The sequence below is a fragment of the Escherichia sp. 20412-1 genome (assembly GCF_003027595.1).
GTDB lineage: Bacteria > Pseudomonadota > Gammaproteobacteria > Enterobacterales > Enterobacteriaceae > Escherichia > Escherichia marmotae.
In genome coordinates this window covers 86,832-98,889 of record NZ_PYQM01000011.1, presented here as the reverse complement: position 1 = coordinate 98,889, position 12,058 = coordinate 86,832, and the positions used below count along the sequence as shown (strand labels likewise).

Below are 12,058 nucleotides of genomic sequence, written 5' to 3'. Positions count from 1 at the left end.
AGGAGAAAAACATGATTACCAGTTATGAAGCCACTGTTGTAACTACTGATGACATTGTTCACGAAGTCAGCCTGGAAGGAAAGCGTATTGGCTACGTGATTAAGACAGAAAATAAAAAAAAACCATTCACTGTGGTTGATATCGACGGTCCATCAGGCAACGTTAAAACACTTGACAAAGGTGTCAAAGCAATGTGCCTGGTGCATATCGGAAAGAGTCTTCCCGAAGAAAAAAAAGACAGATTTTTTGCAGCCATGATTGCAATGAAATCAAAAGGTGAACTCTGAAAAAAGAAAGCCTGCACGGTGTGCAGGCCTGAGTGAAGAACCCGGGACATTTATTCATCACTCGCAGTAATTTTAATCTGAGTTGAGGTTAAAAGACAATGAGCACTGATAAACAAGTTTACCCACTGTATTACGAAGCCAAAAATGACAAAGTAAGAAAACGCCTCGGTATTAAAGGCGGTTTTTACTGGGCTGAAGCAAAAAAATTGTCCATTGCTATCTCCCGTGGTGCTGTTGCGATTGACGATGCAGGCTACGACGAAGATGATTTCAAAAAACCCGTCCGCGTCCATTTACCCGTTGTGGATGACCTTCCACCTGAAGGCGTGTTTGACACTGAATTCTGCAACCGTTACGAAAAAGGCGGGGAAGATGGTATCACAATGGTATTTATCGCGCCCTCTCCCTCTGCTCAGGACAAACCTGCCAGCACTGACAATACCAGCAGCGAAACTGTTACAGGTGTCAGCCGTGACCGCGATGAACAAAGTGATTCTCAGCCAGAGAACGCAGAGAAAAGTGAATCCCGGGACAGTGATGATGACTGCCCTGAATGTGAAATTCCCGTCGCCACCCTGAGCCTTACCCATCGTTTCCTGCACCTCTACTTATTTGGTCGGGAGTTCGACGGGAAATACAAACATCACGCCACACCAGAACAACGCAGGGACGTGATCCGCATCGAAATGGATATGGAAGATGGAAACATACAGAGCCTGCTTACCGCAGTACGTTCGCATCCTGAGCTGGATAAGCTGACAAACCATCATCTGGGAAGACTGGCGCATTCGGTGGAAAAGGCATTCACTCACGCAGCAACCCGCCGTATCAGCCCGGCAGAATTCGACAAGTTCATTTCCACCTGGATGAAGACTGACTACCTTGATCAGGGATTGCTGACAAAAGAGTGGGCAAAGGGAAATTGCGTATCTGAAATCAATCGCACCCCATCCGGTGCTAATGCTGGCGGAGGAATTCTTACCGACCGTGGCGAAGGTTTTGTCCACGATGATGCGTCAGTGGCATTCGACGTAGCCACTGGCGTACTGGCCCGTTCAATGGACGTGGATATTTATAACCTTCATCCGGCACATGCAAAACGCGTTGAAGAAATCGTTTCAGAGAATAAGCCGCCCTTTTCTGTTTTTTTCGGCAAATTCATCACCATGCCAGGCCACAAGGATTACTCCCGCGCCATCACTGTTGCGTCCGTAAAAGAAGCACCAGTTGGCATAGAGGCTACCCCCCACCGTGTCACCGAATATCTCAACAGAGTACTGACTGAAACCGATCATGCCAACCCTGATCCGGAAATCGTGGATATTGCCTGCGGTCGCTCCTCTGCCCCGATGCCGCAGCGTGTAACAGAAGAAGGAAAACAGGATGATGAAGAAAAACCGCAACCATCTGGCGCAATGGCAGATGAACAGGCAACGGCTGAAACAGTGGAAACGGATGCAACTGAGCATCATCAGAACACGCAGCCGCTGGATGCTCAGTCACAGGTAAATTCTGTTGATACGAAATATCAGGAACTGCGGGCAGAACTCCATGAAGCCCGGAAAAACATTCCATCAAAAAATCCTGTCGATGCCGATAAATTGCTTGCTGCATCACGTGGTGAATTTGTTGACGGAATTAGCGACCCGAATGATCCGAAATGGATTCCCGGTCATCATATTCCCTCAAATGAAGTCGAAAAAACAGAAAATGACGAACAGCAGACAAAAGAGAACCTGTATCCGGAAGGCGAACCCAGGAACGAAAAAAAAACAGATGAAGCACAGGAAGAAGAGCCGGAGAAAACGGAAAAAACTGATGATTTGTTACCGGAGAACGCTGGCAGCGATCCGCATCGCGATTGCAGTGATGAAACTGGCGAAGTCGCAGATCCCGTAATCGTAGAAGACATAGAGCCAGGTATTTATTACGGAATTTCGAATGAGAATTACCACGCGGGTCCCGGTGTCAGTAAGTCTCAGCTCGATGACATTGCTGATACTCCGGCACTGTATTTGTGGCGTAAAAATGCCCCCGTGGACACCACAAAGACAAAAACGCTCGATTTAGGAACCGCTTTCCACTGCCGGGTACTTGAACCGGAAGAATTCAGTAACCGCTTTATCGTAGCACCTGAATTTAACCGCCGTACAAACGCCGGAAAAGAAGAAGAGAAAGCGTTTCTTATGAAATGCGCAAGCACAGGAAAAACGGTTATCACTGCGGAAGAAAGCCGGAAAATTGAGCTCATGTATCAAAGCGTTATGGCTTTGCCGCTGGGGCAATGGCTTGTTGAAAGCGCCGGACACGCTGAATCATCAATTTACTGGGAAGATCCTGAAACAGGAATTTTGTGTCGGTGCCGTCCGGACAAAATTATCCCTGAATTTCACTGGATCATGGACGTGAAAACTACGGCGGATATTCAACGATTCAAAACCGCTTATTACGACTACCGCTATCACGTTCAGGATGCATTCTACAGTGACGGTTATGAAGCACAGTTTGGAGTGCAGCCAACTTTCGTTTTTCTGGTCGCCAGCACAACTATTGAATGCGGACGTTATCCGGTTGAAATTTTCATGATGGGCGAAGAAGCAAAACTGGCAGGTCAACTGGAATATCACCGCAATCTGCGAACCCTGGCTGACTGCCTCAATACCGATGAATGGCCAGCTATTAAGACGTTATCACTGCCCCGCTGGGCTAAGGAATATGCAAATGACTAAGCAACCACCAATCGCAAAAGCCGATCTGCAAAAAACTCAGGGAAACCGTGCACCAGCAGCAGTTAAAAATAACGACGTGATTAGTTTTATTAACCAGCCATCAATGAAAGAGCAACTGGCAGCAGCTCTTCCACGCCATATGACGGCTGAACGTATGATCCGTATCGCCACCACAGAAATTCGTAAAGTTCCAGCGTTAGGAAAGTGTGACTCTATGAGTTTTGTCAGTGCAATCGTACAGTGTTCACAGCTCGGCCTTGAGCCAGGTAGCGCCCTTGGCCACGCATATTTACTGCCTTTTGGTAATAAAAACGAAAAGAGCGGTAAAAATAACGTTCAGCTAATCATTGGCTATCGCGGCATGATTGATCTGGCTCGCCGTTCTGGTCAAATCGCCAGCCTGTCAGCCCGTGTTGTCCGTGAAGGTGACGAGTTTAGCTTCGAATTTGGCCTTGATGAAAAGTTAATACACCGCCCGGGAGAAAACGAAGATGTCCCAGTTACCCACGTCTATGCTGTCGCAAGACTGAAAGACGGAGGTACTCAGTTTGAAGTTATGACGCGCAAACAGATTGAGCTGGTGCGCAGCCAAAGTAAAGCTGGTAATAACGGGCCGTGGGTAACTCACTGGGAAGAAATGGCAAAGAAAACGGCTATTCGTCGCCTGTTCAAATACCTGCCCGTATCAATTGAGATCCAGCGCGCGGTATCAATGGATGAAAAGGAACCACTGACAATCGATCCGGCAGATTCCTCTGTATTAACCGGGGAATACAGTGTAATCGATAATTCAGAGGAATAATTCAGCTAGGCGGTGTAATGCACCGCCAACGTGAAATATTTTTTATGAGAACAATTATGAGATATGACGATGTTAAACCATGTCCGTTTTGTGGTTGTCCATCAGTAACGGTGAAAGCCATTTCAGGATATTACCGCGCGAAGTGTAACGGATGCGAATCCCGAACCGGCTATGGTGGAAGTGAAAAAGAAGCACTCGAACGATGGAATAAACGAACCACTGGAAATAATAATGGAGGTGTTCATGTATAAAATTACCGCTACAATTGAAAAGGAAGGTGGCACTCCTACTAACTGGACAAGATATTCAAAATCTAAACTAACGAAATCAGAATGCGAAAAAATGCTCTCAGGGAAAAAAGAAGCAGGCGTTTCCAGAGAGCAGAAAGTAAAACTGATAAATTTTAATTGCGAGAAACTTCAGTCCTCATGAATTGCATTGTATTCAAATTAAAACTTCATAGCTGATTATTAATAATCAACATCGGGCGTCAATTTCAGCCTAACATTGGCGCCTGCCAGAGGTGATGCGATGGCACAAGTAATCTTTAATGAAGAGTGGATGGTTGAATACGGCCTGATGCTTCGCACTGGTCTGGGTGCCAGACAAATTGAAGCATACCGCCAGAACTGTTGGGTGGAAGGCTTCCACTTCAAACGAGTATCTCCTTTAGGGAAGCCAGACAGTAAGCGAGGGATTATCTGGTACAACTATCCGAAGATAAATCAGTTTATCAAAGACTCATGATATGTCTAAATTACCAACAGGTGTCGAGATTCGAGGTAAATACATTCGCATCTGGTTCATGTTTCGAGGAAAACGATGTAGGGAAACATTGAAAGGCTGGGAGATTACTAACAGTAACATTAAAAAGGCCGGGAATTTAAGAGCGTTGATAGTTCATGAAATCAGTTCCGGTGAATTTGAGTATTTAAGACGTTTTCCCCAGTCCAGCACTGGGGCAAAAATGGTGACAACGAGGGTCATAAAAACATTCGGGGAGCTTTGTGATATCTGGACAAAAATTAAAGAGACAGAGTTAACAACAAACACAATGAAGAAAACGAAATCACAATTAAAAACACTCAGGATAATAATTTGTGAGAGTACCCCGATATCGCATATTCGTTATAGCGATATCTTAAACTACCGGAATGAACTGCTGCATGGAGAAACGCTTTACCTGGATAATCCAAGATCCAACAAAAAAGGAAGAACCGTGCGCACAGTTGATAACTATATCGCCCTGCTCTGTTCGTTGTTACGTTTTGCGTATCAGTCGGGATTTATATCAACCAAACCATTTGAAGGAGTAAAAAAATTACAGCGAAACAGAATAAAGCCTGACCCGTTATCTAAAACAGAATTCAATGCATTAATGGAAAGTGAAAAAGGACAGAGCCAAAACTTGTGGAAATTTGCCGTTTACTCCGGGCTTCGTCACGGGGAACTGGCAGCTCTGGCGTGGGAGGATGTGGATTTCGAGAAGGGAATTGTGAATGTCAGAAGAAACCTGACGATACTTGATATGTTCGGTCCCCCAAAAACAAATGCCGGGATCCGGACGGTAACATTACTGCAGCCGGCTCTTGAAGCACTGAAGGAGCAATACAAACTGACCGGGAATCATCGCAAAAGCGAAATCACTTTTTATCATCGGGAGTACGGCAGAACTGAAAAGCAAAAACTGCATTTTGTTTTCATGCCCAGGGTGTGTAACGAAAAACAGAAACCTTATTACTCGGTAAGCAGTTTGGGTGCAAGATGGAATGCAGCAGTAAAACGTGCTGGTATTCGCCGCCGTAATCCGTACCATACGCGACATACTTTTGCCTGCTGGCTGTTGACGGCAGGAGCAAACCCGGCATTTATAGCCAGCCAGATGGGGCATGAAACTGCGCAAATGGTGTATGAAATTTACGGTATGTGGATTGATGACATGAACGACGAACAGGTAGCTATGTTGAATGCGCGGTTATCGTAGTTGCAAAGTTTGCCCCCAATTTGCCCCATTTAGTACCAGAGAACTGAAATAATGCAAGAAAATCAAAAGAATACGAAGAAAGAACAATACAACCTGAACAAATTACAAAAACGCCTGCGCCGCAATGTGGGCGAAGCCATTGCTGACTTCAATATGATTGAAGATGGCGACCGCATTATGGTTTGCCTTTCCGGGGGAAAAGACAGCTATACCATGCTGGAGATCCTGCGGAATTTGCAGCAAAGCGCGCCAATCAGTTTTTCGCTGGTTGCCGTTAACCTCGACCAGAAGCAGCCCGGTTTCCCGGAGCACGTCCTGCCGGAGTATCTTGAAAAGCTGGGCGTTGAGTACAAAATTGTTGAAGAGAATACTTATGGGATCGTGAAAGAAAAGATCCCGGAAGGCAAAACCACCTGCTCACTCTGCTCTCGTCTGCGTCGCGGTATTCTTTACCGCACGGCAACAGAACTGGGCGCGACGAAAATCGCACTGGGTCACCATCGTGACGATATCCTGCAAACGCTGTTCTTAAACATGTTCTACGGCGGCAAGATGAAAGGTATGCCACCAAAGCTGATGAGCGATGACGGCAAACATATCGTAATTCGTCCGCTGGCTTATTGCCGTGAAAAGGACATTCAGCGTTTTGCCGATGCGAAAGCGTTCCCGATTATTCCGTGCAACCTGTGCGGTTCACAGCCTAACCTGCAACGTCAGGTGATTGCCGATATGTTGCGTGATTGGGATAAGCGTTATCCAGGGCGTATTGAGACAATGTTCAGCGCGATGCAGAATGTGGTGCCGTCACATCTGTGCGATACCAATCTGTTCGATTTCAAAGGCATTACCCACGGTTCTGAAGTGGTTAACGGCGGTGATCTGGCGTTTGATCGCGAAGAGCTACCACTACAACCCGCGGGCTGGCAGCCTGAAGAAGATGAAAATCAGTTGGATGAGTTACGCCTGAATGTGGTTGAAGTGAAATAACCAGGATAGCGCCCGATACGCAAGCTTATCGGGCTATTCTTGTGCTGGCCGGATAAGACGCAACCAGCGTCGCATCCGGCAATTCAACATTTCGTTATTTTAATAACCGCACCCGGCACGTTTTCCCTTTAATCTTTCCGCCCTGTAACTGTTTCCATGCCTTATGGGCAACAGACTGACGCACTGCGACGTAGACATGTGCTGGATGAACGGCAATTTTGCCAATATCTGTGCTATCCAGACCAATATCCCCCGTCAGCGCCCCCAGCACATCGCCTGGACGCATTTTCGCTTTTTTCCCACCATCAATGCACAACGTCACCATTTCTGCTTCCAGCGGCACAATGGCGCTGCTGGCTGGCGGCGTTTGCCAGTTAAGTTTTATCTGCAACATGTCAGAAATGATATTCGCCCGCTGCGCCTCTTCCGGAGCACAGAAACTGATCGCCAGACCGCTATTCCCCGCTCGCGCAGTACGCCCGATGCGATGTACATGAACTTCAGGGTCCCACGCCAGCTCAAAGTTCACCACCAGCGCAAGAGATTTGATATCCAGACCACGTGCCGCGACATCGGTCGCCACCAGCACACGTGCGCTACCATTGGCAAAACGAACCAACGTCTGATCGCGGTCGCGTTGTTCCAGATCGCCATGTAACGACAATGCACTTTGCCCTACTTCATTCAGAGCATCACACACAGCCTGGCAATCTTTTTTTGTATTACAGAACACCACACAAGATGATGGCTGATGCAAGCTTAATAACCGCTGCAACAACGAAATTTTGCCTTTGCTGGATGTCTCATAAAATTGTTGTTCAATAGGCGGTAAAGCATCTGACGTATCAATCTCAATCGCTAAAGGATCGCGTTGTACACGACCGCTAATCGCGGCAATTGCGTCCGGCCAGGTTGCAGAAAACAGAAGCGTCTGGCGAGAAGCAGGCGCAAAACGGATGACGTCATCAATTGCGTCGCTAAATCCCATATCCAACATACGGTCGGCTTCATCCATTACCAGCGTATTCAGAGTATCCAGCGATACAGTGCCTTTTTGCAGGTGATCGAGCAAACGACCCGGCGTTGCCACGATGATATGCGGCGCATGTTGCAGCGAATCGCGCTGAATGCTGAACGGCTGGCCGCCGCATAAGGTCAAGATTTTGGTATTCGGCAGAAAACGCGCCAGCCGGCGCAACTCTCCGGCAACCTGATCCGCCAGTTCACGGGTCGGGCACAGCACTAAAGCCTGGGTCTGAAACAGCGACGCATCAATTTGCTGTAACAAGCCAAGGCCAAATGCCGCCGTTTTGCCGCTGCCAGTTTTCGCCTGCACGCGAACATCTTTTCCGGCAAGGATCGCCGGAAGCGCGGCGGCCTGCACCGGCGTCATGGTTAAATAGCCCAACTCATTAAGGTTAGTGAGCTGGGCGGGAGGCAAAACGTTCAGGGTAGAAAAAGCGGTCACAATCTATTCTCGTGGTCATCGACGCAAAATTAGCAGGCGCGTATCCTCGCAGATCTACGCTCACGATGCGACAATTTAATCGGTTCTTCATCTGGCGGCGGGTCTGGCATGGGTTGCGGACGAGGGATGGGATCTGGCACTGGTACGGGATCGCCAGGAATGGGTTCAGGGACAGGAATTTGCAAATAAATGAGTGTCGTCATATTTCCCTCCGGTCATGGGGTGGACTCTTAAAGGGTAGACGCTGAAAAATAACAGGCAAAAAAAAGCCGACTCATCTAAGTCGGCGTCGTACGAATCAATTGTGCTATGCAGTAATTCAAAAAAGGAAGTAAGACAATATGGAGCGCAACGCCCATCGCTTGACGTTGCATTCACCTGCGAGGGAGATATTGCCCTGAATGGGTAGAGAGTTTATTGACTTCGCTCAAACTTTACGGCGTTTTTATATACAGGAAGTAGACAAATTTTCTTTTGTTACAACCATTTACTACGATGCAACCATAAAGCAACACCACCAATAAGAACAACTAACAGAATACAAAAAAGCGAAAAGCCGAATTGCCATCCCCCGCCAGGAATACCACCGAGGTTGACACCAAATAACCCAGTTAAAAACGTACTGGGTAAAAAGACCATTGCCATCAACGACATCGTATAAGTACGACGCGCTAAATTTTCCTGCATGACCTGAGCGATTTCATCTGCCATCACGCCGGTTCGGGCAATACAGGCGTCAATCTCATCCAGGCCGCGTCCGAGACGATCGGCAATGTCCTGCATTCGGCGGCGTTGGTCGTCATTCATCCACGGCAGACGCTCACTGGCAAGGCGAGCATAAACATCACGCTGCGGTGCCATATAGCGACGCATCACAATTAATTGTTTACGCAGCAACGCCAGGAAACCGCGCGGCGGTATTTGTTGATCGAGCAGATTATCTTCCAGGTCGATAATTTTATCGTGCAGTTGTTCTATAAACTCACTGGAATGATCGGTTAACGCATCACACACATCCACCAGCCAGCCACCGCAATCGGTCGGGCCGGTTCCCTCTTCCAGATCGCTAACCACATCATCCAGCGCCAACACTTTACGTTGTCGGGTCGAGACAATTAACCGTCCATCCATATAAACACGCATGGCGACCAGTTGATCGGGACGTTCATCAGTACTGCCATTAATGCAGCGTAAAGTAATCAACGTCCCTTCCCCAAGACGGCTGACCCTGGGCCGCGTGCTTTCCCCCGCCAGCGCATCGCGTACGTTATTTGGCAACAAGGGTGTTGTCGCCAGCCATTGGGCACTGTCATGGTGCACATAATTGAGGTGGAGCCAGCAAGGATGCGCTTCATCTATATCATCTGTATTTTCCAGCGGTTTAACTCCGCCTTTACCATCCAACATCCAGGCAAATACTGCATCCGGGACATTTACGTCCGCTCCCTTAATCACTTCCACAGTGCCTCCATTGTCAACGCATTATTTTGTAGTCTAGTCTTCTGGTCATCTTACGCAACATCTCATCACCCCATTACCCTGAAATGATTAATAAAATCCTGTCAAAATTAAATACAGAAAGCAAAATACTTTTCCTGATTTGAAAACGTGTAAAGCGTTAAATAGCGTCTATCATTATCAGAATTATCTGATCATTTGTCGTGGCATTTTTGCGATCAGGTAGTAACAAAAGATTGATAAAAATAACGGGATTTCAATGACTACGCACAACTTCAATACTCTGGACTTATTAACCAGTCCTGTCTGGATCGTTTCACCCTTTGAAGAACAATTAATTTATGCCAATAGTGCAGCGCGACTTTTGATGCAAGAACTCACCTTTAGTCAGCTACGTACCGGCCTCTATTCCATCTCCTCGCAAAACGAGCTTCCTAAATACCTCACAGACTTGCATAACCAGCTCGATATTGTAGAAATTCTCACTGTCCAGCGTAATGGTGAAGAGGCGGCATTAAGCTGCCGATTGACCCTCAAAGAGATGAGTGAGACGGGAAAAGTAATTATCTTCGAAGGAATGGAAACTCCAGCAACACTGGGGTTAAAAGCCAGTCGTTCAGCGAATTATCAGCGTAAAAAACAAGGGTTTTATGCTCGTTTTTTTCTGACCAACTCTGCACCGATGCTGTTAATTGATCCCTCACGTGATGGCCAAATCGTCGATGCTAATCTGGCCGCGCTCAATTTCTACGGCTACAACCATGAAACAATGTGTCAGAAGCACACCTGGGAAATAAATATGCTTGGGCGTCGCATCATGCCAGTCATGCATGAAATTTCACGGTTGCCCGGCGGCCATAAGCCACTCAATTTTGTCCATAAACTGGCAGATGGCTCCATTCGGCATGTGCAAACTTATGCCGGGCCAATTGAGATTTACGGCGACAGGTTAATGTTATGCATCGTACATGATATTACAGAGCAAAAACGGCTGGAGGAACAACTGGAACATGCAGCCCACCATGATGCACTAACGGGATTACTCAACCGTCGGCAGTTTTATCACATAACCGACCCCGGACAGATGCAGCACCTGGCAATAGCTCAGGATTATAGTTTGTTGCTCATCGACACCGATCGTTTTAAGCATATCAATGACTTATACGGTCATCAGAAAGGAGATGAAGTGTTATGCTCGCTTGCCCATACTCTTGAAAGTTGCGCCCGCAAAGGCGATTTGGTGTTTCGTTGGGGGGGGGAAGAGTTCGTCTTATTGTTGCCGAGAACCCCGTTGGATACTGCACTTTCGTTGGCTGAAACTATCCGCTTGAGCGTGGCAAAAGTGAGTATTTCGGGCTTACCGCGCTTCACAGTCAGTATTGGCGTGGCGCATCACGAAGGAAATGAAAACATCGATGAACTGTTTAAGCGTGTTGATGATGCCTTGTATCGGGCAAAAAATGACGGACGCAACCGCGTGTTAGCCGCCTGATATATTCAAAAACGCGGAAGCGTCATTTAATTATCGACTACGTTTAGCGTGGCGTTCCCAGTTTTCCAGCTTCGCCTGCACCGTTTTACGCAGCGCGACGTAACATGCCCCACTACCGCCATGATGCGGTAGTGCGGTGCAATAGGCCTGTACGTCTTCGAACTCCGTCAGCCAACGCGCCACATAGCTACGAATAATATTCGCGTGTGATTTATCTTCCCGCCCTTTGCCATGAATAATAAGCACATTTCGCAAGCCGTCCGCCAGCGCCTGATGAATAAAACTGAATACCATTTTACGGCACTCCTCCACCGGCTGGCGCAGTAAATTCAGGCTGGCCTGCTGCGGATATTTGCCGCTGCGTAGCTTATCAATCACCCCATGTTGCAACCCTTCCCGACGAAATTCCAGCGGCTGGTTTAGTGGAATAATGTCAAGAAATCCGGTGGTGAGAAAATTATCAAGTTGCAGCGTATCTATACGCTGCGGCGCACGTTGGTTACGCGTTGGATGCCAGTAGACATCAGTAGCGCATTTCAGTGGCTGGACATCTTCCATGGCGTCAAGAAACAGCGATTTGTCGTCAGGGTTCATGTAGCATCCTCACGCAATACAGAGCGCGATATAATAACTGTGCCCCATCAGGCCGACAACGGTCTGGCGCAATTTCCCGTATGCAGATTAGGAACAACATATATTACGGCGAAGCATTAATGCATGATGACTCAGTTGTATAGCGGCTGATTTAACTTATATTTTCGTGAAACCGGTCACTGAAGAAAATTGGCAACAGAGTGGTAAAACCGTTATAACACTGTCACCGGCAGACAGGAACCCAGGCCGGAATAAAG

Annotated in this window: 14 protein-coding genes; 9 read left to right on the top strand and 5 right to left on the bottom strand. The window is 47.4% G+C overall.

Annotated features, from left to right (window positions below):
- The first annotated feature begins 11 nt into the window (after positions 1 to 11).
- The 8 genes from C7B16_RS10390 (at position 12) to ttcA (ending at position 6,789) form a co-directional block, all read left to right on the top strand.
- Complete coding sequence (locus C7B16_RS10390) at positions 12 to 287, top strand: hypothetical protein (protein ID WP_107179635.1); 276 nt, start codon at positions 12 to 14, stop codon at positions 285 to 287.
- Between the two features lie 98 nt (positions 288 to 385).
- Positions 386 to 3,016 (top strand): exodeoxyribonuclease VIII, encoded by a 2,631-nt coding sequence (locus tag C7B16_RS10385; protein WP_107179634.1) that lies wholly within the window; start codon positions 386 to 388, stop codon positions 3,014 to 3,016.
- Entirely contained in the window at positions 3,009 to 3,818 is an 810-nt protein-coding gene (gene recT / locus C7B16_RS10380; RefSeq protein WP_107179633.1) for a recombination protein RecT, read from the top strand. The genes C7B16_RS10385 and recT overlap by 8 nt, the downstream gene beginning before the upstream one ends.
- Positions 3,819 to 3,874: 56 nt before the next feature.
- Entirely contained in the window at positions 3,875 to 4,069 is a 195-nt protein-coding gene (ralR, locus tag C7B16_RS10375; protein ID WP_042853000.1) for a type I toxin-antitoxin system endodeoxyribonuclease toxin RalR, read from the top strand.
- The gene (locus C7B16_RS10370) at positions 4,062 to 4,250 is read left to right on the top strand and encodes a DUF1187 family protein (protein ID WP_001302840.1); all 189 of its coding nucleotides are present in this window, start codon (positions 4,062 to 4,064) and stop codon (positions 4,248 to 4,250) included. Before ralR ends, C7B16_RS10370 begins: the two co-directional genes overlap by 8 nt.
- Positions 4,251 to 4,349: 99 nt before the next feature.
- Complete coding sequence (gene xisR, locus C7B16_RS10365) at positions 4,350 to 4,565, top strand: excisionase XisR (protein ID WP_000079604.1); 216 nt, start codon at positions 4,350 to 4,352, stop codon at positions 4,563 to 4,565.
- Position 4,566: 1 nt separating this feature from the next.
- The gene (locus C7B16_RS10360) at positions 4,567 to 5,802 is read left to right on the top strand and encodes a tyrosine-type recombinase/integrase (RefSeq protein WP_107179632.1); all 1,236 of its coding nucleotides are present in this window, start codon (positions 4,567 to 4,569) and stop codon (positions 5,800 to 5,802) included.
- 51 nt (positions 5,803 to 5,853) lie between these two features.
- Entirely contained in the window at positions 5,854 to 6,789 is a 936-nt protein-coding gene (gene ttcA, locus C7B16_RS10355) for a tRNA 2-thiocytidine(32) synthetase TtcA (RefSeq protein ID WP_016248740.1), read from the top strand.
- 94 nt (positions 6,790 to 6,883) lie between these two features.
- Here the strand turns inward: ttcA and dbpA are convergent, their stop codons facing one another.
- The 4 genes from dbpA to C7B16_RS25005 all read right to left on the bottom strand — a co-directional run bounded on the left by dbpA (position 6,884) and on the right by C7B16_RS25005 (position 9,779).
- Complete coding sequence (gene dbpA, locus C7B16_RS10350; RefSeq protein WP_038354512.1) at positions 6,884 to 8,257, bottom strand: ATP-dependent RNA helicase DbpA; 1,374 nt, start codon at positions 8,255 to 8,257, stop codon at positions 6,884 to 6,886.
- Between the two features lie 29 nt (positions 8,258 to 8,286).
- Positions 8,287 to 8,460, bottom strand: a complete 174-nt coding sequence (gene ynaL, locus C7B16_RS24780; protein WP_001296046.1) for a protein YnaL — start codon at positions 8,458 to 8,460, stop codon at positions 8,287 to 8,289.
- A 274-nt stretch (positions 8,461 to 8,734) separates the two neighbouring features.
- A complete protein-coding gene (gene zntB / locus C7B16_RS10340) occupies positions 8,735 to 9,718 on the bottom strand; it encodes a zinc transporter ZntB (RefSeq protein ID WP_000452014.1) in 984 nt (327 codons plus the stop codon).
- Positions 9,719 to 9,731: 13 nt separating this feature from the next.
- Complete coding sequence (locus C7B16_RS25005; protein ID WP_214678597.1) at positions 9,732 to 9,779, bottom strand: hypothetical protein; 48 nt, start codon at positions 9,777 to 9,779, stop codon at positions 9,732 to 9,734.
- A gap of 195 nt (positions 9,780 to 9,974) precedes the next feature.
- Here C7B16_RS25005 and C7B16_RS10335 point away from each other — a divergent pair, with 195 nt between their 5' ends.
- On the top strand, positions 9,975 to 11,207 hold the full coding sequence (locus C7B16_RS10335) for a sensor domain-containing diguanylate cyclase (RefSeq protein ID WP_000207190.1): 1,233 nt from the start codon (positions 9,975 to 9,977) through the stop codon (positions 11,205 to 11,207).
- Positions 11,208 to 11,237: 30 nt separating this feature from the next.
- Here the strand turns inward: C7B16_RS10335 and smrA are convergent, their stop codons facing one another.
- Complete coding sequence (smrA, locus tag C7B16_RS10330; protein WP_001516467.1) at positions 11,238 to 11,801, bottom strand: DNA endonuclease SmrA; 564 nt, start codon at positions 11,799 to 11,801, stop codon at positions 11,238 to 11,240.
- Positions 11,802 to 12,058: the final 257 nt, after the last annotated feature.